26 protein-coding genes and 2 tRNA genes are annotated in these 26,832 nt (G+C 42.4%); 15 read left to right on the top strand and 13 right to left on the bottom strand.

Translation table 11 applies throughout. The features are described from left to right. Positions 1-129: 129 nt before the first annotated feature. The 5 genes from LX73_RS11635 to LX73_RS11615 form a co-directional block, all read right to left on the bottom strand. A complete protein-coding gene (locus LX73_RS11635) occupies positions 130-1,617 on the bottom strand; it encodes a Do family serine endopeptidase (RefSeq protein ID WP_148899678.1) in 1,488 nt (495 codons plus the stop codon). Between the two features lie 155 nt (positions 1,618-1,772). After that, positions 1,773-2,201, bottom strand: coding sequence for an Hsp20/alpha crystallin family protein (locus LX73_RS11630; protein ID WP_148899677.1), 429 nt, complete (start codon positions 2,199-2,201; stop codon positions 1,773-1,775). A 307-nt stretch (positions 2,202-2,508) separates the two neighbouring features. Then, entirely contained in the window at positions 2,509-3,891 is a 1,383-nt protein-coding gene (locus LX73_RS11625; RefSeq protein ID WP_148899676.1) for a 3-deoxy-7-phosphoheptulonate synthase class II, read from the bottom strand. A 111-nt stretch (positions 3,892-4,002) separates the two neighbouring features. After that, complete coding sequence (locus tag LX73_RS11620; protein WP_148899675.1) at positions 4,003-5,052, bottom strand: WG repeat-containing protein; 1,050 nt, start codon at positions 5,050-5,052, stop codon at positions 4,003-4,005. Between the two features lie 74 nt (positions 5,053-5,126). Then, positions 5,127-5,789: a DUF975 family protein gene (locus tag LX73_RS11615; RefSeq protein WP_148899674.1), complete on the bottom strand. Its 663-nt coding sequence runs from the start codon at positions 5,787-5,789 to the stop codon at positions 5,127-5,129. Between the two features lie 140 nt (positions 5,790-5,929). Here LX73_RS11615 and uvrA point away from each other — a divergent pair, with 140 nt between their 5' ends. The 13 genes from uvrA to mce all read left to right on the top strand — a co-directional run bounded on the left by uvrA (position 5,930) and on the right by mce (position 20,287). Next, positions 5,930-8,788: an excinuclease ABC subunit UvrA gene (uvrA, locus tag LX73_RS11610; RefSeq protein ID WP_148899673.1), complete on the top strand. Its 2,859-nt coding sequence runs from the start codon at positions 5,930-5,932 to the stop codon at positions 8,786-8,788. A 102-nt stretch (positions 8,789-8,890) separates the two neighbouring features. After that, positions 8,891-9,436, top strand: a complete 546-nt coding sequence (locus LX73_RS11605; RefSeq protein ID WP_148899672.1) for a hypothetical protein — start codon at positions 8,891-8,893, stop codon at positions 9,434-9,436. Positions 9,437-9,513: 77 nt separating this feature from the next. Then, positions 9,514-11,334 carry a protein translocase subunit SecD gene (gene secD, locus LX73_RS11600; protein ID WP_148899671.1) on the top strand — a complete coding sequence of 607 codons (1,821 nt, stop codon included), beginning with the start codon at positions 9,514-9,516 and terminating at the stop codon, positions 11,332-11,334. Between the two features lie 41 nt (positions 11,335-11,375). After that, positions 11,376-12,290: a protein translocase subunit SecF gene (gene secF / locus LX73_RS11595; RefSeq protein ID WP_148899670.1), complete on the top strand. Its 915-nt coding sequence runs from the start codon at positions 11,376-11,378 to the stop codon at positions 12,288-12,290. A gap of 164 nt (positions 12,291-12,454) precedes the next feature. Then, positions 12,455-12,808 (top strand): STAS domain-containing protein, encoded by a 354-nt coding sequence (locus LX73_RS11590; protein ID WP_148899669.1) that lies wholly within the window; start codon positions 12,455-12,457, stop codon positions 12,806-12,808. A gap of 68 nt (positions 12,809-12,876) precedes the next feature. Next, a complete protein-coding gene (locus tag LX73_RS11585; RefSeq protein WP_148899668.1) occupies positions 12,877-14,151 on the top strand; it encodes an adenylosuccinate synthase in 1,275 nt (424 codons plus the stop codon). 173 nt (positions 14,152-14,324) lie between these two features. Continuing rightward, positions 14,325-14,396: transfer RNA gene (locus LX73_RS11580), tRNA-Gly, on the top strand. Between the two features lie 89 nt (positions 14,397-14,485). Next, a complete protein-coding gene (locus tag LX73_RS13225; RefSeq protein WP_148899667.1) occupies positions 14,486-14,749 on the top strand; it encodes a GIY-YIG nuclease family protein in 264 nt (87 codons plus the stop codon). Between the two features lie 412 nt (positions 14,750-15,161). Beyond that, positions 15,162-15,974, top strand: coding sequence for a mechanosensitive ion channel family protein (locus tag LX73_RS11570; protein WP_211359425.1), 813 nt, complete (start codon positions 15,162-15,164; stop codon positions 15,972-15,974). Between the two features lie 111 nt (positions 15,975-16,085). Continuing rightward, complete coding sequence (gene purF / locus LX73_RS11565) at positions 16,086-17,585, top strand: amidophosphoribosyltransferase (protein WP_148899665.1); 1,500 nt, start codon at positions 16,086-16,088, stop codon at positions 17,583-17,585. Continuing rightward, positions 17,585-18,178, top strand: a complete 594-nt coding sequence (gene yihA, locus LX73_RS11560) for a ribosome biogenesis GTP-binding protein YihA/YsxC (RefSeq protein WP_148899664.1) — start codon at positions 17,585-17,587, stop codon at positions 18,176-18,178. The genes purF and yihA overlap by 1 nt, the downstream gene beginning before the upstream one ends. 46 nt (positions 18,179-18,224) lie before the next feature. Further along, the gene (gene serA, locus LX73_RS11555) at positions 18,225-19,820 is read left to right on the top strand and encodes a phosphoglycerate dehydrogenase (protein ID WP_148899663.1); all 1,596 of its coding nucleotides are present in this window, start codon (positions 18,225-18,227) and stop codon (positions 19,818-19,820) included. 68 nt (positions 19,821-19,888) lie between these two features. Further along, positions 19,889-20,287 carry a methylmalonyl-CoA epimerase gene (gene mce / locus LX73_RS11550; protein WP_148899662.1) on the top strand — a complete coding sequence of 133 codons (399 nt, stop codon included), beginning with the start codon at positions 19,889-19,891 and terminating at the stop codon, positions 20,285-20,287. A 120-nt stretch (positions 20,288-20,407) separates the two neighbouring features. Here the strand turns inward: mce and LX73_RS11545 are convergent, their stop codons facing one another. Further along, positions 20,408-22,252, bottom strand: a complete 1,845-nt coding sequence (locus tag LX73_RS11545; RefSeq protein ID WP_148899661.1) for a DUF4153 domain-containing protein — start codon at positions 22,250-22,252, stop codon at positions 20,408-20,410. A gap of 132 nt (positions 22,253-22,384) precedes the next feature. On the opposite strand from LX73_RS11545, the gene LX73_RS11540 reads away from it, so the two are divergent. Both LX73_RS11540 and LX73_RS11535 read left to right on the top strand, forming a co-directional pair. Then, positions 22,385-22,458: transfer RNA gene (locus LX73_RS11540), tRNA-Pro, on the top strand. Between the two features lie 205 nt (positions 22,459-22,663). Then, positions 22,664-23,899 carry a tyrosine-type recombinase/integrase gene (locus tag LX73_RS11535; protein WP_148899660.1) on the top strand — a complete coding sequence of 412 codons (1,236 nt, stop codon included), beginning with the start codon at positions 22,664-22,666 and terminating at the stop codon, positions 23,897-23,899. 12 nt (positions 23,900-23,911) lie between these two features. Here the strand turns inward: LX73_RS11535 and LX73_RS11530 are convergent, their stop codons facing one another. Genes LX73_RS11530 through LX73_RS11505 form a run of 7 tightly spaced genes read right to left on the bottom strand, consistent with a single transcriptional unit; the run spans position 23,912 to position 26,826 of the window. Then, positions 23,912-24,277 (bottom strand): PIN domain-containing protein, encoded by a 366-nt coding sequence (locus LX73_RS11530; RefSeq protein WP_148899659.1) that lies wholly within the window; start codon positions 24,275-24,277, stop codon positions 23,912-23,914. After that, positions 24,262-24,435, bottom strand: a complete 174-nt coding sequence (locus tag LX73_RS13025) for a hypothetical protein (protein ID WP_170245677.1) — start codon at positions 24,433-24,435, stop codon at positions 24,262-24,264. The genes LX73_RS11530 and LX73_RS13025 overlap by 16 nt, the downstream gene beginning before the upstream one ends. Before the next feature lie 59 nt (positions 24,436-24,494). Then, complete coding sequence (locus tag LX73_RS11525) at positions 24,495-25,172, bottom strand: hypothetical protein (RefSeq protein ID WP_148899658.1); 678 nt, start codon at positions 25,170-25,172, stop codon at positions 24,495-24,497. Continuing rightward, complete coding sequence (locus LX73_RS11520) at positions 25,162-25,752, bottom strand: CHAP domain-containing protein (RefSeq protein ID WP_148899657.1); 591 nt, start codon at positions 25,750-25,752, stop codon at positions 25,162-25,164. Before LX73_RS11520 ends, LX73_RS11525 begins: the two co-directional genes overlap by 11 nt. Then, positions 25,661-25,963 carry a hypothetical protein gene (locus tag LX73_RS11515; protein WP_148899656.1) on the bottom strand — a complete coding sequence of 101 codons (303 nt, stop codon included), beginning with the start codon at positions 25,961-25,963 and terminating at the stop codon, positions 25,661-25,663. The genes LX73_RS11520 and LX73_RS11515 overlap by 92 nt, the downstream gene beginning before the upstream one ends. Before the next feature lie 19 nt (positions 25,964-25,982). Then, positions 25,983-26,327 (bottom strand): hypothetical protein, encoded by a 345-nt coding sequence (locus LX73_RS11510; protein ID WP_148899655.1) that lies wholly within the window; start codon positions 26,325-26,327, stop codon positions 25,983-25,985. Between the two features lie 49 nt (positions 26,328-26,376). Beyond that, positions 26,377-26,826: a peptidoglycan-binding domain-containing protein gene (locus LX73_RS11505; protein ID WP_148899654.1), complete on the bottom strand. Its 450-nt coding sequence runs from the start codon at positions 26,824-26,826 to the stop codon at positions 26,377-26,379. Between the last annotated feature and the right edge of the window lie 6 nt (positions 26,827-26,832).

Below are 26,832 nucleotides of genomic sequence, written 5' to 3'. Positions count from 1 at the left end.
TATCTAAGCAAATAAAGTGCCACAGCAATTAAAGCTAACGATTTGTCAAATAAATTCGTCAGCTTGTCATAAAAAAAGGCCCTCCCAAGTGGAAGAGCCTCCTTAAATTAGCTATGGTGATTATCTATCTCATAATTCAAAGGCAACTAATCGGCTATTTTCTCCAGCGAGGACGCGAAGTAAAACGACATCCTTTTCTTGTTCTATCAGGTTATTGATGGCATCATTAAAGTCTGAGACATCTGCAATAGATTGATTCCCAACGCTGGTAATAACATGTCCTTGGCGAAGGCCCTGCCGGTAGGCTTCACTTTGTTGCGAAATTTGAGCTACAACTACACCTTCCTGACCTCGATTCAAGTTAAGCTGTTGTGCAATTTTGGGCGTCAGATCCTGTACGCGAAAGCCCAGTTGTTTTTTCATTGTTTTATCTGGAGTGGTCTGTTGATCCATCGCTAATTCATTGGGTAGCTCGCCAAGGGTAATAGATACTTTTTTCATTTGGCCATCCCGTAAAATATGTAACTGAATCTCATCACCGGGACTTGAAGTAGCAATGTTTGTACGGAAGTTTCCGTAATTTAATATCTCTTTTCCATTTAGTTTTTGAATGACATCGCCTTCTTGAAGTCCGGCTTCTTCTGCAGGAGTGTCTTCACTTACTTGATTGACGACGATCCCCCTGTTGCTATCCAACTCCAATGCTTTTGCCAGAGTAGGGGTAATATCCTGTCCCGCAATACCAAGATAAGCACGTACTACACGCCCATTTTTGATAATTGATTTCATTACGCGTTTGGCAATATCAATCGGTACTGCAAAACCGATGCCATCGCTGCCGCCCGAGCGTGAGGCGATAGCAGAGTTAATACCAATGAGTTCGCCGTCCATATTAATGAGGGCTCCGCCTGAGTTACCGGGATTAATAGCAGCATCCGTTTGGAGAAAGTTTTCATATCCGCCTTGCTTTTCGAGGATACCTATTGAGCGATCTTTAGCAGAGATGATTCCCATAGATACCGAATGTGCCAAGCCGGGCTGCAGGGGGCTTCCAATGGCCAAAACCATTTCTCCCACGCGGGTTTTTGCATTTTTGCCCAGCTTTATAACATCAAGTTTGTCGGCGTCAATTTTAAGTACTGCAATATCAGTACGCGGATCAGTGCCAATAACTTCAGCTTCATATTGCTTGTCATTATAAAGCTGTACTTCTACTTCATCAGCCTTTTCTATAACATGATTGTTGGTAAGGATGTATCCATCCTTTGAGACAATAACGCCCGAGCCGAGACCCTGCCGCTGAAACTCTTCGGGCTGCTGATCTCTGGGATTTCCGAAAAAGCGAGCCAGTGGATTTTGACGAGCCTCAACTGTTTGGGTAACGGTTACCGTAACCACGGTTGATTTTGCTTTTTCAGCCACATCAACAATGGCATCATTAAATTCACTGAGTGTAGGGGTCGATTTCTGTTCGGATTTTTGGATATCAGTGTTCGAAGAAAAATCAGGGAGAGATATCACTGATGCGTTCTTCGATTGGAAATCAACAGAATAAAATCCAACAATAAATACAGCTGCTAATGCCAATAGTAGATACGATGAACGATACTTTTTCATAATGTACTCGGTTTAAATTTTTAAATGAGAATACTTTTTATTTCCGACAGATCAATAAACAGCTTCGAGGGTATGTTTATTGTACGGTGAAATAAAAAAAGCGGGAGCCGCGGTAAGGCAGCTCCCGCAATATTGAAAACACAATATCAGCATTGTTAGCTGATTTCGATCTGTTTCTTCACTTCCTGCTCATTCTTCTGGATGGAAATATCCAGTAGTCCATTTTCATAGCTTGCTGAAATACTTTCCTCATCCACGTTGTCGGGCAGTTGGAAAGAACGTTCAAATGAGCCATAACTTGTTTCTACGCGGTGGTACTTCTTGCCGTTTTCTTCGCTTTTAATATTACGTTCACCGCTGATGCTAAGTCGGCCATTTTCAAGACTAATAGTGATGTCCTCTTTTTTCATGCCCGGCAGTTCAGCAGAAATAAGAAACTGATCCTCGGTTTCAGAAATGTCGATACTGGGAACGAAGTTGTCACGACGCGCACTTAAGGCATCGTTAAAGAACTCGTCCATGATATCGGAAAATCGTTTACTAGCGACATCTTTGTTTGGTCGATTATACTTCATCAAAGTCATAATAACTACCTCATAATTTTTTATTGGATGTTGTTTGCTTTCATAAACTCACTTTTATAGGAGCAACACCCATGCCAAGAGGATTTTAAGGCTGTTTTTATGACATTAAGCCAATATAATCTGTGTTTTTTTCAGAGTTAGGACCGAGAAGTGAAAAAAATGTCATTGCTGTTTCGCCAAGCAGTCAGAAGGATCTGTATTTGTGGCAGAACAGGCCATTAAACAGCGAACAGTAGCAGTATGTAGTTGTATTAGTTGCTGTAGGTTCATTAACAAGATTCAGACTTCTGATCTTTGCTAACCGATATTAGCCATAACTTTCGTTCCACTCCTTCGCAATCAAGAAGGCCGTTTCCAGGCTTTGTTGATAATTGAGCCGAGGATCGCAGTAGGTCTCATAACTTTTGTGTAGTTCGCCCTCGTGCAATCCTTTAGCACCGCCCACGCACTCTGTAACATTGTCGCCGGTAAGCTCAAGGTGTACGCCGCCGAGGTAGCTACCCTGACTGCGGTGGATGGCAAAAGTCTTGCGCATTTCAGAAATAATAGAATCAAAATTTCTGGTTTTGATATTATCATCCGTAGCGAAAGTGTTGCCATGCATGGGGTCACAGCTCCAGACAACCGGCATGCCTTCGTGCTTCACCTTTTTGATAAGATCGGGAAGCCCGTCTTCAACTTCATCCTTTCCGAAACGGGTAATCAGCACAATTTTACCTTGCTCATGTATAGGATTTAAGCGTTCAATGAGCTTTAGTGTATGATCCATATCGTAATTAGGTCCAATCTTAATACCGATCGGATTACGAATGCCACGCAAATATTCTACGTGAGCACCATCCAGGTCACGCGTTCTGTTGCCAAGCCAAACGAGGTGAGCACTAAGATTATACCAGCCTGGCTGACGTGGCACCTGCTGTGTTTGAGCCGAGTCGTACCAAAGATTGAGTGCCTCATGAGAGGTATAAACATCTATCTTCTGCAGCGTGTTAAACTGATTAGGGGTGATGGTCTCCATAAAATTTACGGCCTTTTGTATGGAGTTCACCATTGTTTCATAGTCTTTGTAATACTCGTTTTGTTTCATAAAATCGAGCTCCCAGTATTCAGGATGATGTAGGTCTGCAAATCCTTCGTTAGAAAGAGCTCGCAAAAAGTTAAGCGTAAGTGATGCTTTATTATATCCTTCGAGCAGCCGGTGAGGATCCGGAATGCGATCTTCTAGATTTTGCTCGATGCTGTTGATGAGGTCTCCGCGGTAGTTGGGGATTTTTTCTCCATCAACAATTTCGTAATCCCGCGATCGTGGCTTGGCGTACTGACCGGCAATACGTCCCAGCCGTACCACGGATGTTTCCATCTCGTGGATCAGAATAAAACTCATCTGCATTAATACCTTGAGCAGATTTACAATTTTATCGGATTTACAATCCGCAAAACTTTCAGCACAGTCACCACCTTGCAGCAAAAACCCTTTGCCCGCAGCCACATCAGCGAGTTTCGATTTTAGTGCTTCGACTTCCCAGGAGGTTGTAAGCGGAGGATTGTTCTGCAGTTGCTGATATGCTTGCTGCAGCTCTTCCTCATCAGGATAAGTAGGCAGTTGTTTAACAGGGTAGTCCTGCCAGGACTGAGGAGACCAATTTTTGGGATTAGTGACTTTTGGAGCTGCGGATTTTTTGGGAAACATTATAATTTATGTCTTCTGATATTTATTCAACTGAATTCTAAGAATACCGAAATATGTGCATAGGGGCAATAAGTAGGGCAAGATATTAGTAAATGTTAACCTGCAAAATAATTAGCTGATGGGTTCCAACACAAAGATGCCCTGTTTATTAATATATCCGAACTTGTTGTCTAGCTTCACGAGTGCGAATTTCCCGTCAAAATCCCATGCTTGGTCGTAGATTGCATTGGCAATAAGGTTGCCTTCGGTATCTATGTATCCGAATTTGCCATCCATCTTTACACGGGCTCGTCCATTTTTAAAGGAATATGCTTTATCAAATTGAGGTTTAATAATAAATGAACCGCGCTTGTTGATATATCCGAACTTCTTTTTCTGGAGATCGTTTTTATCCATTGGCATTGCTACAGCTGCTTTGTCTTCCGAAAAAGGAGCAGCTTCTAAAAACTGAGCCTCTAAAATTATGGCTCCGTTTTCGTTAATATATCCCCATTGCTTAAAGTCGAGCAGTACGGGTGACAATCCCTCGGCAAAGGATTTCGATTTGCGATATTTGGGCTCAATAATAGTGTTGCCGTTAGTGTCAATATACCCCCATTCATTATGCTCGGGCGTTTGTACAGCAGCATATCCGTTGCTAAAATTTTTAGCTCCATTTAACGTGAGAGGGATAATATATTCACCGTCACGGTTGATGTATCCCCATTTGCCGCCTTTTTGTTTTTGCACGGCAGCTCTGCCGTCATGAAATGATTTTGCCATCCAGAACTGGGGTTTGATCACATAGTCACCTGACTGGTTGATGAAGCCATATTGTCCATTGTTGCGGACTAGGGCTAACCCATTACGGAATGGTGCGGCATAATCGAATTTGGGGTCAATTTTTATTTTACCATCTTCATTAACATAGCCGACTCTTCCAAAAAAATTAACAGCTGCCAACCCTTCAGAAAAAGTATAAGGCCAAACTTTGCCATCGAGAAATTTGAATTGAGCAGTAATTTCAGTATTAAGCTGATCATCCAAAAAGCCTACCTGTTCATCTTTGACAAAAGGATATAAGGCCTTTTCACCAGATGAAGACGGTTCAATCGATTTACAGAATGTAACTAAAACACAAATTATTAAAACAGAAAAAAGCTTTGTAACGTGTTGTCTCATATAGTATTCGGTATTTAATATGTTGATTTACTCTCAGGATGTATTGGTTTCTATCTAGATGTAATGGAAGTGTTTCAGCTGTTAGGTTGGTATTGGTCTATGGGGATTGACCCTTCTTCCTCGGAAAAGCTTTTATAGACAACAGCAGTAGCCATTGCCGTTAAAGGATAGGAAAATAAAATACCTATGCCGAACAGCAGTATTCCTGCGATGTTAAGAGCAAAAATGGAAACGCCCAATAGAAAGAGTTCCAGTGAAAGCCCTTCGGTAAGCATATAGCTTTTCTTCAATGCAGAAAACGCTGTGATATCATTTTCTTCAAGTATGATATAGGGATAAAATTGGAACCGTATCATTATAAAGATGCCGGGCACAATAAATAGTAACAAGCCCAGAACCGTGGCAATACCATAAAGAAAGCTACCGACAAAATAACTGATAAATGGCCTGAAATTATTAAACATATCAGTAGTGGATGCCGGTTTATCCTGTACTAAAAGGAGCATAAGTTTGGTAAAACCAAGGCTTAAGAACGCTTGAATTAGTGTAATTACAAAAGAGAAGAACTGCGTTTTAATCGTGGGATTTTGAGGAGCATTGAGCATAAAGTAAGTTTGCGGCAGTCCACCTACCACCAGCAGAGTTAGCGTAGCCCCCACAATGAAAATGGCATACTTTTTAAACTGCTGAAAAGAATAGGAAAATAATTGAGCCAGATCGATAGATCGTTGCTGCATACAGCGTGAATTAAAACCGTTGTTTTGAAGTTAATAAAAGCTGATAAGGAGAACGAAATTCAAAGAAATTTTAAGCTTCATAAGATACGATAATTCCGTATCTTTTACAGTTTATTCAATACAAAAAATTTGGAGTACCCTTGCGAGAAAATATAGTTATTCGTGGAGCACGCGAACATAATCTTCAAAATATAGATGTTAACATACCTCGAGAAGAACTGGTGGTAGTCACCGGCATATCGGGATCCGGCAAATCGTCGCTGGCCTTTGACACAATCTATGCTGAGGGGCAGCGCCGCTTTTTAGAATCGCTTTCGGCCTATGCCCGGCAGTTTATGGGGATGATGGAGCGTCCCGATGTCGATTTTATTGATGGTCTTTCACCAGTTATTTCTATTGATCAAAAGACGACCAATCGCAATCCACGGTCAACAGTAGGTACGGTGACCGAAATCTACGATTTCCTGCGACTGCTTTATGCACGAATAGGTGTGCCATATTCGTGGAAATCAGGAAATAAGATGGAAAAGCAGACGGCCGATCAGGTTGTATCTACAATAATGGATATGCCCGAAGGTACTAAAGCCTATTGTCTGGCACCAGTGGTACGGGGACGAAAGGGACATTACCGGGAGCTGTTTGAACAGACAATGAAGCAGGGGTTTGTACAGGTTCGTGTGGATGGTGAGCTGATGGATATCGAAGAAGATATGAAAGTGGATCGTTATAAGAAGCACGATATTGAGGTTGTTGTTGACCGTTTTGTAATTACTGAGAAGAGCGAAAAACGTATTGCTGAGAGCGTACGATTGGCACTTGAGATGGCTGAAGGAAATGTGATTTTATCGGTACCAACCGAAGAGGACGGAGACGTCGAATTTAAGGATCATCTGTATTCCCAGAATTTATTTGATCCCGAAAGTGGACTGGCCTACGAAGATCCGGCTCCCAATATTTTTTCATTTAACTCTCCTTATGGTGCTTGTCCCAAGTGCGACGGTCTCGGCTATACTCACGATGTAGATCGGGATTTGGTAATCCCCAACCCGGAACAGACTATAGAAGAAGGTGCTATTCGTTTTCTGGGTGAGCCTCGGGATATTTTTGCTTTTAAGCAGCTTAAGGCTGTTCTGGACACAGTGGACTTGGATTTTGAGACGCCTATAAAAGATTTTTCTGATGAGCAGCTTGACTTGCTGTTTGAGGGCGGTGGTGACCGGCAGTATGATGTAAGCTATAACTTCCGTAATGATGATGTAACGTATAAACATTCCTATAAGGGACTACGGAATAAGATTCGCGAGCAGTATGAGGAAAGCAAATCCAACAAAAAGCGTGACAAGGCCAAATCATATATGGCCAAGATCGATTGCCCCGCATGTGGGGGTGGCCGGCTGAACAAAGAAGCACTTTCATATCGTATTGATGGATATACCATCGACGAGCTGGTGAATATGGATATTGCCGAGCTGCGCGATGCCATCAATAACTTAGATCTGACCGAGCGCCAACAGAAAATTGGCACCCAGGTACTTAAGGAAGTACGGGACCGCGTTGACTTTCTGCTCAATGTGGGACTCAATTACCTAACGCTTAACCGCGAAGCACAAACACTTAGTGGTGGAGAAGCGCAGCGCATTCGTTTGGCCACGCAAATTGGTACACAGCTGGTAGGGGTACTGTATATTTTGGATGAGCCCAGCATCGGTTTGCATCAGCGAGACAATATTAAGCTGATTAAGTCGCTTAAGACCCTTCGTGATTTGGGCAACAGTGTAATTGTGGTTGAGCACGACCGTGAAACCATCGAGGAAGCGGACTATGTACTTGATCTGGGTCCGGGTGCCGGCGAACACGGCGGTGAAATTGTCACCGAAGGACGCCCCGAGGATTTGGATCCTGAATCAATGACAGCCAAATTCTTGAAAGATGAAGAAGTTGTACCCTATCCCGATGAGCGCCGCGAGGGTAATGGGAAGACGGTGCGGCTGCAAAAGGCACGGGGACATAACCTCAAAAAGGTGAGTGTGGATATTCCATTGGGCAAATTTATTTGTGTGACCGGTGTAAGTGGCAGTGGTAAGAGCTCCCTTATTAATCAGACGCTTGAGCCTATTTTGTCATCGGAATTCTATAATTCAAAATCGGTGCCGCTGCCGTATGATCAGGTGCAGGGAATTGACAATCTGGATAAAATTATATCGGTAGATCAAAGTCCCATCGGACGAACGCCTCGCTCAAATCCCGGGACCTACACTAAGGTGTTTGACCATATCCGTAAGCTTTTTGCCGAGTTGCCCGAGTCTAAGATCCGTGGATATGATCAGGGACGATTTTCATTTAATGTAAAAGGCGGCCGTTGTGAGGAATGCAACGGTGATGGTGTACGCAAAATTGAGATGAATTTCTTGCCTGATGTCTATGTGGATTGCGAAACTTGTAATGGCGCGCGCTATAACCGCGAAACGCTCGAAATTTATTATAAAGGCAAGAATATTTCGGATGTACTTAACATGTCTGTTTCAGAGGCGCATGAGTTTTTTGATTCCGTGCCGGCCATTAATCGTATTTTGGGTACGCTGGTAGATGTGGGACTTGGTTATCTAAGGCTTGGGCAGCCCAGTACTACGCTATCCGGGGGTGAGGCACAGCGTATCAAGCTGGCAAGAGAATTATCCAAAGTAGGTACCGGAGATACGCTCTATATTCTGGATGAGCCCACGACGGGATTGCACTTCCAGGATGTACGCTTGCTGGTGGATGTTTGTCAACAACTGGTGGATAAGGGGAATACCGTAATTGTTATCGAGCATAACCTGGATTTGATCAAAGCCTCTGACTGGATTATTGATCTGGGCCCCGAGGGCGGTCGCGACGGTGGGCAAATTATTGCTGAAGGAACACCTGAAGAGGTGGCACAGATGGATGAAAGTTATACCGGGCAATATCTCAAAGAAGAATTTGCCCGCGAAGGAGAGCAGGAAGTATTTGCGGAGTAACGATTTACTACGCCTTAATTGGCAGTATGATTAAAGACGGATAGGGCTGTTCACTAAAAACTGTTTGTTCCACTCTTTGTTTCTCCCTATTTTCTGCCACTGATGAATCGACTGCGATTACATATTATTCGATTGGTTATTATCCTGTTTGTGGGAGTAGGTTTTGGTTTCTCCATTCTACAGCCAGCACAAGCTGCTGATACGTCTACTGCTTTTGCCGATTGGCTGCGAACCAAGGCTAAGTCAGGTGATAATATCAAGCTGGAGAAGGAGCTCAATAATCTGCGGAAGTCAGAACGGCATATCGATAAGGTTATTGAAGAAGCTTCACAGATTGTACGGCAAAATAATAAGGCTTTCGCATTTTCCTTCTTAAGGTCGGCAGCTTCTGATAAGGTATATCAATTATTGCTTATTGAGTGGAATTATTTTCAAACAGGAAATGGGATGTCGGCGGTTTCTACATCACCATTTCCCAAGTCGCTATTTTCGGGCAAAGAGCATCTTTCGTTATCACATGTCGATTCTTTTATAGCCCGACGGGCAGTATTTTTTCAACCCGCTGTGGGATCGTTTATTAATACTTATTCTGACCATGAGCAATCACTGACGCCCATGGCAAATAGCATAGCGATTGGGGCTCCGTAATTTTGATTTGCTCTTCTTTTTACTTTCTCTTTTGCGACGTATGAAATTCAATTTTAACAATCATTAACTGACTTATTATGCAAGGTAATGGAACAAAGATAGGTTTTATTGTTGCTTTTTTGGCCATTTCAGTATGGTATTTGTGGCCGACAATGGCAAATATGCTCGAGCAAAATTATATCGAAGGATTACCAGAGGCGGAACGCGTAGAGTATAAAGATGAAAACGCGCAGCGTCTTCAAAATTTGCGCCAGAATTCTCTTTCACTGGGGCTTGACTTGCAGGGTGGTATGCACGTTACGATGGAGCTTGGTACTGCTAAGCTGATGAGTGAACTGGCCGGTCAGGATGCAGACTCTACACTCAATAAGGTTATTGATGCAGCCAAAGAACAATCACTACAAAATGATACCGATTTTATTGATGAGATGGTACAGATTTTTGAGCAGCGTTATCCCGACGGTCGTTTGAGTCGGTATTATCGTTCAGAAACCGAGAATATAACGCGGCGATCATCAAACCAAGAAATTGCAAGCTATCTAAAGAAACAGCGTGACTCTGCAGTAGATCGTGCAATGGACATTATCCGTTCGCGTGTGGACCGATACGGTGTAACTGAGCCTGCTATTTTCAAGCAGGGTAATAGCAGAGTGGTTGTTGAGCTGCCCGGTGTAGCCAATAAGGAACGAGTTCGTGGCCTGTTAAAGGGAACGGCCCGTTTGGAATTTCGATTGGTTGGCCAACCTGATCAGATTCAGTCTACCAGAGAAAGTATTGTCAGTTACTATAACCAGCAGGCACAATCTGATACGACTGATACTGTTCAACAAAGCTCAGGACAAAATCCCTTATTAGAGGTATTGAATCCCCGGGGACGCAATCCTTATTCCATTGGTTATGCTACTGCACGAGATACGGGTCGTGTTAATGAATTATTGCAGGATCCTAAAGTTCAGGAATTTGTCCCTCGGAATATCGAGCTTATGTGGGGCGCAACTCCTTTTCAAACTGCTGAAAACGGGCAGGAGCTGTATGAAATTATTGCTGTACGTTCCGAAGTTGAAATGACGGGTGATGTAATTTCTGAGGCAAGCGTAAACTTCCGGCGGGAAACCAATCAGCCGCGGGTATCCATGAATATGAATGCCGAAGGAGCACGACGCTGGGCACGTATTACCGGTGCTAATATCGGGAAGCCCATTGCCATTGTGCTTGATGGTTATGTGTACTCCTATCCCAACGTAGAAACAAAAATATCTGATGGCCGATCCTCAATTTCAGGATTGGGAAGTGTTACCGAAGCACAAGACTTAGTTAATATTTTGCTTTCGGGTGCACTGCCAGCTCCCCTCGAAATTATTGAAGAGCGTACGGTTGGTGCCACGCTGGGACAAGAATCTATTCAGGCCGGTTTTTATTCAACACTCATCGGCTTAGTTATCGTCGCTATGTTTATGATTGCCTATTACCATTCCGGTGGAGCCATTGCCGACTTGGCACTGTTGCTGAATATCATCTTTATTCTAGGAATTTTGGCGGCTTTTAAAGCTACGCTTACTTTGCCGGGCATTGCCGGTATTGTGCTAACCATTGGTATGGCTGTTGACGCTAACGTACTCATTTTTGACCGCATCAGGGAGGAAAGGCGTACCGGAAAAACCCTGAATGCGGCTATCGATGGTGGATATTCAAATGCCATGAGTGCGATTATGGATGCCAATATTACCACTTTTTTCGTGGGTATCATCCTTTACAGTTTTGGGGTAGGTCCTATTAAAGGATTTGCAGTAACATTGATGGCCGGTATTGTGGCTTCACTCTTCAGTGCTATTGTGATTACTAGGGTAGTTGTCGATTACCTGACGCGCGAAAAATCCAAAGACATTAGCTTCGGTTAATACAAAGAAAATTCAATATTAAGAATTAAGGTTCAGATATTATGAGATGGTTCGAAACACCAGATTTTAACTTTATTAAGGCCCATAAGATTGGCTATGTCATTTCCGGCATTTTGTTGCTAGCGGCAATCATCGGAATTTTTACCAAAGGTCTACAGTATGGCATCGACTTTAAGGGAGGTAAAGAATTCACCCTTGAATTTGACGAACCGATAGAAGTTGTTGAATTACGTTCAGCTCTTACAGAATCGCTGGGCAGTACGCCTGTGGTAAAGCGGTTTGGATCTCCCCGTGATATCCTTATCCGTACCGATGATGAACGCGATATCACGACTGTACAGAATGCTATTTTAGGTGCCGTGGAGCAGAGCTTTGAAGGTAATCAGGCTAATGTCATTAAAACCGATATTGTAGGAGCCCGTTTTGCTGAAGATCTCAAACGAGGTGCCCTCAATGCTATTATCTTTGCACTTATTGTCATCTTTATATACATATTTATTCGATTCAAAAACTGGACGTTCTCAGCGGGGGCGGTGGCCGCTTTGTTTCATGATGTACTAATCGTCGTTGGAGTATTTACGATCTTTGGTGAAATTGCTCCCTTTAGCATGCAGATTGACCAGTCGATTATTGCAGCCTTTTTGACTATTGTGGGTTATTCTCTGAATGACACCGTGGTAGTTTTTGACCGCATCCGGGAAAACAGTTTGCTCTACAAAACGATGGATTATGACGAAATGATAAACAAAAGCTTAAATGATACGCTTAGCCGGACCGTCATTACATCGGTGACAACCTTGTTTGTGGTAACTGTGCTGTTTATTTTTGGCGGTGAAGTACTCAAGGGATTTTCTTTTGCGCTGATGTTGGGCGTAATTATTGGAACATATAGTTCGTTATTTGTAGCGAGTGCTATGGTTGTAGAGCTCCGAAGATGGAGAAAGGAAGCTTCGTAATATCGGGCAGTCAATAATTTTATTCTGTTGTACAATATTTTTTAGTTATTGTAACAACTTTGGGTTGTAATCGTAGTAAAAGTTCAGGGCAGAAATTAGCATCAAGATGTTGCTAAAAAGCTTCTGTTTAATTTTTAATTCCAAATAATAAAGGGGATTCAAGTATGAACTTCAATGTATCAGAACGTTACAATTGTGTTGTTATCCAATTTAAGGGCAATGTCATGGGTGGTCCCGACGCTGTTAAGCTAAATGAGAAGCTCCACGAACTCATTGATGACGGCAAGACCAATGTTGTTGCGGATGTAGGGAAAGTAAAGTTTATGAACTCTTCCGGCCTTGGTATGCTTATTGGCGGACTTACGACTATGCGCAAAGCCGGCGGTGACTTGCGAATTGCTAATCCTACTGATAAAATTGAAAGCTTGCTGGTAGTAACTAAGTTAGTTACGGTATTTGATCATTTCGAGTCGCTGGAAGAAGCAGTAGAATCATTTTCCAGCTCAGAAGAAGAGTAATAATCAACTAGAACTAATAACAATGGGAAAGGGGTGATGGTACTCCTTTTTTGTGTCTAATTTTTACTATGGCTGTACGTGTTGTTGTAGGTGCTCAATGGGGTGATGAAGGGAAAGGTAAAATTGTAGATCTGCTTAGTAAAGACGCAGATTTTGTTGTTCGGTATCAAGGGGGAGCAAATGCAGGGCATACCCTCAAGTTCGATGACAAAAAGGTTGTACTGCATCTTATCCCTTCTGGTATGTTTAACGGGAATGCTACCTGTATAATAGGAAATGGCGTTGTTGTGGATCCCCATGCGCTGATTGAAGAAATACAGGAAGTACAGGCGTTGGGAGCTAATCTTGAAGACCGATTAAAAATAAGCAGTGCAGCCCACGTTATTCTTCCCTACCACCAATTACTGGACAAAGTTAAAGAAGAACACCGCGGCGATGATGCCATAGGAACGACCGGTCGCGGTATAGGTCCGGCGTATGAAAGTAAGGTTTCGCGGGCTGGTATACGGATGGCCGACCTTTTGCATCCAAGAAAATTACAGAAAAAAGTAAAAGCTAATATTGCAGGGGTTAACAAAAAGCTCAAGCATATTTATGAACACGAACCGCTGGATGCAGAGCCAATTATCAGCGAGTTAAAGGAAGCGGCCAAAGCACTTCGCCCATATATTACAAATACAAGTGCGTTGTTGCATGAGGCTATTTCGGCTGATCGCGATATCCTTTTGGAAGGTGCTCAGGGTAGTATGCTGGATCTTGATCATGGCACCTATCCGTATGTAACCTCCTCGTGTCCCACCGCGGGTGGAGCATGCACTGGCTCGGCCATTCCTCCTACTGCTATCGATAAGGTGATGGGAATATCCAAAGCCTATTGTACACGTGTAGGACATGGCCCGTTTACTACTGAACTGGATGCAGAAGTTGGAGAAAAGCTGCGTACTGAAGGACAAGAATTTGGCGCCACGACTGGCCGTCCGCGCCGCTGTGGCTGGATTGACTTGGTAGCCTTAAAATATGCGGCCCGTGTTAACGGTATTAACGAGCTGACCATCACAAAGCTGGATATCCTTGATGATTTTGAAGAGATTAAACTTTGCACCGAGTATGAGATTGACGGCGAACGTGTGGATGTATTTCCCATTGATCTGTCTGACGTAAATGCTATCGAACCTAAATTTACGACCATGCCCGGATGGCAGCAATCCTTGGAGGACTGCAGCAGTTATGATGAACTGCCGGCGAACGCTAAAGATTATCTTCAGTTTATACAAGACTATCTCGAATTGGATCTGACGATTCTTTCTAAAGGTCCTAAGCGCAGTGAAACGATTATTCTTTAGATCTTAAATGGATAGCTTTTAGAAGAGTAATTGCTTACTAAAGAGTGGTAGATCAGTATTAATTTATTAGTTAGTACAAGTTCTTGTTAGAATTTGTTTAAAGTGTCTTTTAAAAAATAATATTTAAGTTGAAATAAAGGATGAGTAACCCTTATATTTAGCTTCGATTTCAAGCGGGAGTAGCTCAGTGGTAGAGCATCACGTTGCCAACGTGAAGGTCGCGGGTTCGAATCTCGTCTCCCGCTCAACTATGTTCAGAGAGTTATGTTGAGCACGTCCGAAATGCTGAGCCCTTGCACGTTATTGCAAGGGCTCTTTTATTTTGATATCGAATATGTTCCACACCTACATTATTTATAGCAAATCCATTGATCCGTATTACAGTGGTTATACATCGGTGGGCATAGACAAGCGTCTGCGAAGACATAATAAAGGTGATAGCCCTTCCACAAAATCCGGTGCACCATGGACGGTTAAGTATGTTAAAAGCTTTGAAACGAAGACAGAAGCAATTAAGTGGGAGAATCTTATTAAGAGGCAGAAAAGTAGGGAGTTTATTGAAAAGTTAATTAATTCTGAGGAAAACGAATGGGAGTAGTTCAGTGGTAGAGTCCCGATGGTTCGGGACCAACGTGAAGGGCGTTCCGAGTATTCGGAAAATCTCGTCTCCCGCTCAACTATGTTTAGAAAATAATGTTGAGCTCTTGCACGTCATTGTAAGGGCTTTTTTATTTTGATATTGATTACCTCTTTGGATCAATTTTGTGAATCTTGTTTAAATACGCGTCCCATCTTCTCTAAGGACCTATATATTCCGAATACTTTCAGCTATTTATCTAAATGAAAGAAGCATTGTATATTTCAAATAGTGATAAACATATTTTTTATTTAAATAAGTTTCTATAGTCAAATCTGTTATCTTAGTTTCTGTCTTGCTAAACAAATATGATTAGATTGTGGGAATTTTATATGCACGTTTTGAATACTATTTTGACCAATTTCTGCAAAAAGTGCCTGAGCTACTTTTTGCTCTGCTTACGCTTGTACTATTTCATTTCTTGGCCAAAGGGAGTAAAAAATTATATCAAAATATTTTAGATCAGACTCCCTTTTCATCATCAAACGTAGAATTTTTTGGCAAGCTGATTTATGCCATAGTATTTATTATTGGCGTTATTGTAGCTCTTAATATTTTGGGATTAAATACTATTGCAGCTAGTATTTTGGCTAGCGGTGGTATTACGGCAGTAATTTTAGGTTTCGCATTTAGGGATATCGGTGAAAATTTTCTAGCCGGTTTTTTTATGGCATTTAGCCGACCGTTTACTAATGGTGATCTTATTGAGACAGAGGGTGTGAGAGGTCGTGTCCAAAATATTGAGTTGCGTCATACTCATATTAGAACGGGTAATGGATGTGATGTATTTGTTCCGAGCTCACAGTTAATTTCAAAACCACTACATAATTATACTCGAGATGGCATGCGGCGTGGTTCGTTTACCATAGGTATTGATTATCGGGATGATACTGATAGAGCTTGTAGTATAATTCTTGAAGAACTTAAAACGGATAGCAAGGTTGCCCAAAAACCTGCTCCAACGGTGCAAACTACCGGATTTACTCCCAATTATATTGAATTAACTGTATATTTTTGGATAGAAGTTAATGTGGATAAACAGGAATATTTTCTGGCAGATATAAAATCTAGTCTTATGGATAAGACACGTCGTCTATTAATGAATAATAGCTTTATATTTAGTTCTGAGGTATCAACTGCCATAGATGTAAATGACTTGAATGTTAATGTAAAAGATGAATCTTGATTTGTAGGATTGGGTTGTATGGCGCAAAATAAATTATTTTTTGTCCCCACATATTGCACTATTTTTTTTAACTTTCTAATCATTGGAAACTAATTCTTATTAATTAGCTTAATGACCGATAAACCACGCGACTATTGCGGTATTTTTGGGATACAGAACCATCCCGATGCAGCACTGTTAACCTATTATGGATTGCACTCCCTGCAGCACCGGGGACAAGAATCAGCGGGCATTACTACCTCTTATTTTGATGAAGAAGAAGAACGATGGATAATGCCCACCCACCGCGATTTTGGTCTTGTGCTTAATGTGTTTGATGATCAAAATATTTTTAAAGAAGAGCTTAAAGGTCGTGCTGCAATAGGTCATAACCGATATTCTACATCAGGGGCTTCCAAAAACCCCGCCAATATACAGCCCTTTCGCGTTCATTATCGGAAGGGAAATATTGCCATTGGTCATAATGGTAACCTAGCGAATGCTAAACAGCTGCGTGATCGTTTTCGCGAAGAGGGAGTATTATTTCAAAGCACATCAGATACCGAGCTTATCCTGCATCTGATATCTCACAGTCAAAAAGATACTCAGCTTGAGCAGGTGCTCGAAGCGTTGGAACAAGTGGAAGGGGCCTATAGTTTGGTTATGCTTACCGATGATAAGCTGATTGCTGTTCGCGATCCCAATGGATTTCGCCCACTAGCCCTGGGCAAAGTGGATGGCTCGTATTGTGTGGCCAGTGAAACCTGTGCTTTTGATATTATTGATGCAGAATACATCCGTGATGTAGAACCGGGCGAAGTGTTGGTAATGGATCAGGAATCAGACGCTGATTCGGAGCCGGAGTCTTATTTTTTAGAACCGGAACATGGTACCGACACCAGCCAGTGTATTTTTGAATATGTCTATTTTTCTCGTCCCGACAGTAAGATTTTTGGTGAAAATGTAGACAAAGTACGGCGTAATTTGGGCAAGTATTTGGCTAAAGAGCATCCTATTGATGAGATGCTAACCAAAGAAACAAAACACAAACCCATTGTAATTTCGGTGCCCGACTCCAGCAATACGGCAGCACTGGGTTATGTACATGAGAATCAAAAGCTTGGTCGCGAGTGTAAGTTTGAAATTGGCCTTATCCGAAATCATTATGTAGGTCGTACCTTTATTTCTCCGGGACAAAAACAGCGCGAACAAAAAGTACGCACGAAGTTTAATACAGTACAAGGAGTTATTGAAGGTCGTTCCGTTATTATTGTGGATGATTCTATTGTTCGTGGCACCACTTCTCGTTACTTGGTAGATATGATTCGCAAGTCTAATCCCGCCGAAGTACATTTTCTGGTGAGTTCCCCACCGATCATTAGTCCCTGTTATTATGGTATGGATTTCCCTACGCCCGAAGAGCTGATGGCGAATCGTTATGACCGAAATATTGATGATATGGCTGAAGAAATAGGCGTGGATAGCCTTTGCTACTTATCGCCCGATGGGTTGGTCAATGCCGTTAAAGAAGCTAATGTATCTCCCAAGGGGTATTGTACAGCCTGCTTTACCGAAGATTATCCCGTACCGGTTAATTTTGGGGTAGAAAAAGAAGCTAACGAAATTATTTAATGAATTTTCAGAAAGCTAAGTTTATAACGAGTGCGGCCGAACTGGAAGGTTGTCCCAATCCACACTTCCCGGAAGTTTGTTTTGCCGGCCGATCAAATGTAGGTAAATCTTCTCTTATTAATACGCTGGCGAATCATAATGGATTGGCCCGTACTAGTAACAGACCCGGAAAGACACAGATCATTAATTATTATTTATTTGATGATAAACTATACCTGGTAGATTTGCCCGGTTTTGGCTATGCCAAGGTATCCAAAGAAGAAAGAGAGCGATGGGGACGAGACATTCGGGATTATCTGCTGCAGCGATCAACGATCAGGCTCGTGTTACATCTCGTTGATATTCGTCATGAGCCCAGCGATTTGGATGAGCAGTTTTTTTACTGGCTGGCATCTAACCGGTTACCGTTTATAGTAGTACTTGCCAAAGGAGATAAAATTTCTCACAATAAAAGACAGCAATCCAAAGCACGGGTAGAGCGTATTTTGGATGAAATGAATATTGAAGTGCCTATTGTGATCAGTTCGGCAGAGAAGAACATTGGTATTGGAGATCTCAAAGAGCTGATAAGAGAGTTTACAGAAATTAAATAACAGTAAAAATTATCCAACACAACGTTAAGTAATCATAAAACTTCCCATGTCATTTAATGTTCTCTTACTTGATAACGTAAACGAAAACTGCGAAGAGGTGTTTGAAGAGTGCGGCATTACCGTCCATCGCAATCATAATCTTAGCGGGCAGGAACTTTATGATGAAATCAAATCATACCATGGTCTTGTAGTTCGCAGTGCCACAACCGTGGATGCCGATTTGCTGCAGGCGGCCGATAACTTAAAAGTAGTGGGCCGGGCCGGCGTGGGTGTAGATAATATTGATATTGAAGAAGCAACCGCCCGCGGTATTTTAGTAATGAATACGCCCGACGGTAATACTATTTCTACTGCCGAACATACATGTGGAATGATTTTAGCACTAGCTCGAAATATTCCGCAATCAGTTAACAAGGTGAAAAACCGGGGCTGGGATCGCAAGAAATACATGGGAACCGAAGTACAGACTAAAACGCTGGGCATCGTAGGGCTTGGTAAAATTGGCAGTGAAGTAACAAAGCGGATGCAGCAGTTTGGCATGGAGGTCAAGGCATATGACCCCTATGCTTCCGTCGAAAAAGCCGAACGCTTAGGGGTTGAACTTACCGAGCTGGATGAGTTACTAAGTACCGCCGATTTTTTGACAGTCCATACCCCGCTTACCGAAAAGACGAAAGGACTTATTTCTATGGATAATGCCGATAAGCTGAAAAAGGGAATGTTTTTGGTCAACTGTGCGCGCGGTGGCATCTTTAAAGAAGATGATCTTATTCCCCTTATCGAAGAAGGTTATATAGCAGGGGTAGCGGTGGACAGTTATTCCAGCGAGCCGCCGACTGATGAACTGTACGATCTGCTGGATCATCCACAAATTATAACCACGCCACACTTGGGAGCTTCTACGGAAGAAGCCCAGGAGAAAGTAGCCGTACAAATTGCCAGGCAAATGTCCGATGCGCTAGAGCAGAAGAGTTTTAAGGGGAGTCTTAACGGTAAATCCATTTCGCTGACCACGAACAAAGAAGTTCAGCCTTATTTAAAACTGGCCGAGAAATTAGGAAGTATGGCTATACAGCTGGCCCCCGAGCATGCTAACGAGTTTTCATTTCGATATACCGGAACCTGTGCAAAGTTTGCCGATGTATTGACGGATTCTATCCTAAAAGGAATTCTGTCGCAGCATGTAAGTGAAGCGGTTAACCTTATCAATGCCCGTCACTTTGCGGATGAGCGTGGTATTAATATTCGGGAGACAACAGCCAGCAAGGCCCAAACATTTAACGACCTGATTACCATAACGTTGGATGATGGTGCTGAGTATCAAGAAGTGTCGGCTACGGTATTTGGTGATAATGATTATCGTATTGTAGAGATTGACGGCTTTGGAATTGAATTACAGTTAGAGGGCGATATCATTATGTATCAAAATGTGGACAAGCCGGGCATGCTTGCAGGTGTGAGTGGTGCATTGGCTAATCAGGATATCAATATTGCTTCGCTGAGTCTTGGAAGGACGAAAAAAGGAGAAAATGCGATTACGGCCGTTTCGGTGGACAAAGAGCTGACTGATCAAGAATTGAAGACCATCCTGGATTTAGATGGCGTACGAGCCCTGCAATACGTAAGTTTGCCTGTCGATTAGCAGAGAGAAATAAGTATTGAGTAGGCAAACACTTTGATACTAATTACCGAATCCCGAATTCTATTATTATGCATATAGACCATATAGGTATCGCAGTTGAAGATATTGAAAAGGCTGTAGAAACATATGAAAACTTGCTGGATGAAGAGTGCTATAAACGTGAAGTGGTTGAAGATCAGCAGGTTGATACTGCCTTTTTTAAGACGGGTGAATCAAAAGTAGAGTTGTTGGGACCAACGGATCCTAATTCGGTGATTCGGAAGTATGTAGATAAACAGGGTGAAGGCATGCATCACGTAGCTTTTGAGGTTGAGGATATACATGCTGAGCTTGACCGACTGCGTGATGAGGGATTTACGGTACTTAATGAAAAGCCCAAGCAAGGCGCCGATAACAAGCTGGTTGCTTTTGTTCACCCTAAAGACAACCATGGCGTGTTGGTTGAGTTATGCCAAAGCCAGGATTAGTTAAACGAATTATTTACCTGATTGTGAACTTCGAGAGAAATTGTGCTTTTCAACTGAATCAAGCATCCTTATTGGATACTTTGTTCTCCGTTTCTCCGCTGGGGAGCATAAATCACAGCTTTATCTGTTGAGCTTCAACAACAGTTTACCATCCAGATTAGTTAGGGAAACTGTACTATCCTGCTTTTTAAAGTGGATACTGGATATATAAAATCTGGTTTGCATATGCTCGTTTAAGGATTCAATCATCATCTCTTCTTGAGGGATATCGAAATCACTTGACCGCTTATAGTTTTGGGATAAGGATTCAAACAGCGGTTGAAAATCAACTTTAAGGGTATCCTCTGGCCGACTGGCCAACGATATATTTAGTATTACGTCTTTCTGGTTAAGATACAGGGAATCTCCATCAATGTTGATAGCATTTGCTGAGTTACCATCCTTGAAGACCGGATAATCAATAATCCAGTCGTATTGTTGAACAGGAATAATGTTATTTTTTTCGGCTGAGAACTGATAAGAATTGGAATCCTGATTCGACTGCTGTCCTTTCTGTACGTACTCAATGCCCATAAGTTCTACAATGTGTTTCGGCGTTTCGTTATACCTTAGTTGACGAACAGAATCGGCATTGGAAACTGATGTTCTCAGATTGGTGAGGTCTTGTTCGAACCATGGCTGGATGCTGGTAATGCCATGTGAGTCGTGCAGGTAATGAATGATACTGCTGATTTCTTTGCGATCCTCAAAAGGCACGGGTTCTTCGGATTTTTGAATTGTGCCATTAGCAAGAATTTGATGCTTAGTTAAATATCTTTCCAGCCGGTTAGTTTGGCTCTGTTCGGCTACGGAAAAGGCGCTCCAGGGGCCGAGGGACACCAGTACGGCAGTAACAAACAGGGAGGCGGGAATGACCTTGATATTTTTTGTTTTACTGACAATAAAGTAGCTAACAATTCCGGTTAGCCACAATCCCAGTGCAAGCACAAAGTATCGGTTAATAGTGAAATTGTATTCGTCAATTCGAACCCAGATTGATAGTAAAAGTAATATGACTAATGGGACCAGAGCCCAAAAATATATTTTCGAAAATCCCTTAATCCATTTGTTCTCTACCTTTTCCCGGATGGGATGTAATAGCAAGAGAGCAAATATTCCAACAATAGAGAAGCTTAGTACAAGATATGCAACCCATCCCTGCGGCCAAGACCATTCCACAATAATTTTACCCATATACAGATAAAGAATCACCGTATAGATAACTACAAGAGGAATAAGGATATTGCGGGTAAAGATCTTGAGTCCCTTGGGATAGTGTTCAGTCTCAGAGAGCTTGCCAAACGATTTTGGAATCCCGGCCAGAAAGAACCAAGTGTTAAAAATACCGACCGTAAAAGCAAAGAGCTGGAAATACCGTTCCGGATCGATGTCTATTTCAAGCAGTACATTGATGGAGGCCATTGCGATGGTCAATCCCACATATAATACAGCTGAAAATAATATAGCCGTGCACAATCGCAAGAATAGCGATTTGTTATATTGCCAGAATTCCGACATTTCGCCACTGTTCCAATACGGACCGACGGCAACCAACAGGTGAACAGCAAGAACGTAGAGAATATATCGGAAGATGTATTCATTGGGTGCATGATGCAGGTCTGCAGGCAGCAGAAAATAGTAGCCTACCAATAGCCCTACTCCAACAATATTACTCCCAATTTTGATATTCGTCGATGCTTTTGCTTTTTCGCAAATGAGTTGAATCACTGTAAAGAGAGCAATGCCTAAAACAGTAACCATGATGAGGCCATAAAGATGATCAGCCCGTGTGGTTTGTTCATAAGAAAGATCAGCAAGGTATATGGCTGTAAAAGTGGCTATGAAGGCTGATACCAGTGCCAGCGGAAAGCGTTGCAGGGTTTTGGATGACTTTTGAATAATTTGATTCAGGGAAGGGAAATTCATGAATGGTAACCGTTAGCTATGGGCACAATTGTCAATTTTGATAAGCAATATGGGGGATTCGAATTACAATTACAACGACCGAAGGAAGGTTGAGTTTTGCAGCTGACAGTGCTATCTTAAGCATCTGCTAATCGGGACGTGGCTCAGCCAGGTAGAGCGCACGACTGGGGGTCGTGAGGTCGCCGGTTCAAGTCCGGCCGTCCCGACACCTTTCTTACCAACGTTTATAAGCCGTTTTAATGGGCGTTAGCTCTATTAGAACGGCTTTTTTTATTGCCTATCCGCGAACACCCACATGAAATAATGTGAAATATGTGAAATATTATGAACGGTTCTATTCATAAATTTCACACAATTTGGGTACAATTTTGGGTACAATTTGGGTACAAAATTAACTTGGCATAATTTTTTATGGCTTCATTAAAGAAAAGAGGATCGAACTATTACATTAAGTTTTCGCGAATGGTTGAAGGGGAAACCACAGAGCGCGTTAAAAGTCTGGGTTTAAGCAATAAAAGAGAGGCAGAAAAAGCCCTAGAAACGCTAGAAAAATTAGAGGACCGCAATGTGATCGATCCCTACCATAAAGAGTTTGAACCGCAGGCTATTTTAAAAGAGTACAACCGAAATGATAAGCAGATCCAAATTAATACCCTTCGCGAAGCTGCTGACTATTTTTATAACCGAAAATCACATTTATCAAACTCCACCGTCCATAACGCCGAAAATAGAACTATCCATAATTCCGGGGCCTATGAACAAGCGATTGAGCACTTTATTTCACTTAATGATATTGCTGATCTGCCGCCGCTTATGGTTCGCCAACACCATTTCGAAAAGGTGATTTTTAAGCCAAATATAAAACCGGCAACCAGGCATTTTTACTTTAAACAGCTGCGGGTTTTTTGGAATAAGTTGCTAGACTGGGATGTAGTAGAGCACAACTATTTTGCAGCTATCAAAAAAGACCTGCCGGACAAAAAAAGTAATACCAGGCCAAAGATGCTTCGGGCAAAAGAGCTAAAAGAATTATTCAATGCCTTTGACAAAGATTTAGAACGCAAATTGCAACTCCCGGAATATGATAAAAACCAAGCCCAGCATTGGTTTAAACCGTTGATAGGGATCTACTTCTTTTGCGGGTTGCGAAAGCATGAAGCAGCTTATAAAAGTACGCTTCCATATTCGGGCTTACAGGGGCGCAATTTGCAGTTTGATGATAGCATGCTACAACTTATTTATCTGCCGCCTACCAAGGGACGTAAAGAGCGGTCCATCCCTGTACCATCATACTGCAAGCAGTTAATTGATGAATATTTAAGTATCCGCGGTGAAGTTGGGGCTGATGACTATCTGTTTGTTTATAACGGGGGTCCGCGGAAAGGCTATCCCGTAACCGGAGCCAGAGCATCGAAAGCGTTTAACAAATACATTAAAAAGGCAGATATCCCAACAAGTCGAACCCTTCATGGAATGCGGCATGAGCGAATAACACGTTGGCTGGAACAGGGGTATAATATTTTTGAAACACAATTTATGTCGGGCCATTCGAAGACGAGCCAAACAAGAGAGTACACCCACCTTAAAGCGCAAAAATTACTTGAAAAGCAACATAAAATAGATCAGGAACAAAAACTTGATAACTGAATGGCAATACCCTTACATATCGATATCTTCGATATACTCAAAGTCTCTCTTGTTATTTGTCCTAAAATACATTCCATATTCTAATGCTGTGGCAGCAATTAGCCCGTCCGCAAGCTTTAAATTGTGGCTTGGTCCATAGTATTCAACCAGCTCCATTCCACTACGGCTTATATCTTCGGTTATGTGGAGTATTCGGGTATTACGCAAGTAGTGTTTTATTTGCTGGATCTCTTTCCGGCTGGTGGTTGTACCTTGGATAAGCTCAATATAAGATACGACACTGGTAAACAGGTGATAGTTGGCAATCTCTGCACGCAACACTTCATCACCGCGAAATATCTCGATAAAAATATCAGTGTCAATTAAGATCTCTTCCACTGCTGCTCTCTCATTTCTTTTGCAATTTCGGTAGAAGTTTTATCATCGGGCCAGCGATCCTTCCAAATGCCCACGGCTTCTTTCAATGGGTCTTCACCCACATAGTCTGCCTTTGGCGGCTTTTGGTCAACCTTGGGATTGTTTCTTTTGTCCGTCATAACAGTGGGTTTATTTGAGAAGTACTGCAATATATCCAAAAACGAAGCTGCAAAGCAATTTATTTCAGCAGTATAAAGCCTGTCAGCGTTCCTGCAACTCCAATTCCCGCGCCTATCCAAAATTTTGGCAATTCTTTTTTGGGTTCTAGTCCAGTAACGCTTCGCACTTGTACGCTGTCCAGATCCGGACTTTGCACGTACAGTAAGTTGCGGGTGCGGCTCTCATTGGTGGTGTTGGCTACATCAATGCGCAGCGGCCGCAGTTGCTGCGGCTGCTGGATATCCAAACTCATTGTATTGTTTTGGATTTTTGCCGTTGCCGTTACGCTCAAAAAATTGTCCCCGAAAATTTCGGTCCGCGTAAAGGTAGTATCAGCAAATTGTGTGCTGTCGCGTTGAACTAAGAGACTGGTAAGATCAATTGCATTCGTTGCACTTTCGTTTTTCACAGAATCTAACTGTAGCCGAAGATTGCCAATGATGGACGTATAGTTAGCAATTTTGTCGCCGGTATCTTCGATCCTATCAGCAAGCTTCTCATTTTGCGCTCTAAGGCTGTCGATAATCGCCGCGCGGGTTTGGTAGGCGCTTTTCTGTACCCACGCTCCTTTATCAATTTTTGTTTGCTCTGCCGGTACTTCTACCACCTGCGGATTATTCCACTGATAGACATTCGCTGCAATTAACAGGATTAATACCAGTGCGGTTATCAATATGTGTTTTAGCTCAATTTTCATACTTAACCGGTGTAAAATATTTGATGCAAAAATAGCAGCTGCTGTAAATCTGCCGAATCCGTACCCAAACACCTTGTCCTTCGCGCTCACTTTCGCCTTCTAATCCCGTGCCGGTGTTGGCATCAATGGCAAGCACTTTCGCATTGTTGAACTGCTTAATGACAATGCCGGTATGTCCGTACGGCGTTTCGCCTTTCGGCATCACATGAATCCATCCGCGGGGAACGTTTTTCTGGCCGCGCAATACTTTCTTTGCATCAATGCTTTGTTCTGTGATAAAATCGCGGGATGAAGCTGAACGAACGGTAGGTTCAACAGCACCGGCGGCATCCAGGCAATAGCTGTTAAAAGCTGCGCAGTAAGGATAACCCTGCCCTAAACCTACCGATCCTAAGAATTTCTTTATATCTAAACCGTAGTTTTCGCGAACCTGCTCTTTGGGGCCAAAGTACGTAAGTGCCGTATCAACATGAGCCGGAAACTGTGCCTTAGCCGACGGTAATAGCACCGGCAAGAATGACAATAGCAATAGCCACGAGAACAAGCGCATAAGCGATATTTCCCTGCTGCTTTCGTCCATCAGATTGTATTTCAGTTATAAAGTCTATTTCGTGCAATACCAGGCTGTCAAAGGCGTGATAAATGCCGATGCAGACGGCTAAAAAGAGCATGATTAATCCAAAATCACTGAATATGATTAAGTAGTTATAGGTAACCCATGTGATTAGGCCGCCTAGCCCAACCAGCAGGGCATAAAACATTAATGGACCTATATTCTTTCTTAAAGCCATTATTTTTTTTGATATCCAGTTACTTATTTTTTTCAGAGGATTCATAGCTTTCTTTAAATTCTGTATTTGCGATTTCTTCTGCGCTCATTTGGTGGAATTTTGGCGGTGTTTGGCTAATTCCGTTCAGCATGCAAAAACGGACCAGCCAGTAATGCAGCCCCCAGTAACGAGACGTCCACAAATTGACTTTTGCTTTCAGCTCATCATATTCCTTTTCTAAGTGCTTAACGCGCTTATCGAGCCGCCCGTAGTACGTATTTTCTTCGGCAGAATCGGTTTTTCTGACTGTGATAAAATAATTTGCAATTGCGGTTATTCCCGCGCCTATAATACTTGAAATAGCTGCAACGATGGCTGTTTGCATACTGCTATACTTTAGAATTAAAAAGTTAAAATTACACCGCATCACAGGCTTATTGGTCGTTCAGTATTGCCATGCCGCCGGCCACAATTAAGAGTGCTGCACCGCCGCCGTACATCCATTTCTGGGAGCTTGAAAGAGGATCCCAAAATTGCGTTTTAAGCTTCATAGGATTAGCAAACGAGAGGATAGATGCCTGCGACGTAGTAGCCGGTGCAGAACTATTAATCTTACTCCGCGTTTGGGCATTAACAATACCGGTAGCATCTAACCCTGCCGTATCATTTTGGAAAGCCTTAACAGCCGCAGCAGTTTCAGTGCCATAAATACCGTCGGCGCCATACTGGGGCAGGGCATAGCCTTTCGACATCAGCTTTTTTTGTAGCTGCTTAACATCGCTACCCTGCATAGGCGGATCTGAAACTTTTAGTGTTCGTTGGCTTTCGGCAAGCGCATTATCATTTTCGAGTTCCATCGCATTTGTTTGATTCATTAAAGGCATAATAAC

Origin of the sequence: Fodinibius salinus (assembly GCF_008124865.1) — a bacterium.
Classification (GTDB): domain Bacteria; phylum Bacteroidota; class Rhodothermia; order Balneolales; family Balneolaceae; genus Fodinibius; species Fodinibius salinus.
The sequence above is the reverse complement of the archived record's forward strand: the minus strand, read 5'-3'. Positions and strand labels throughout refer to the sequence as shown.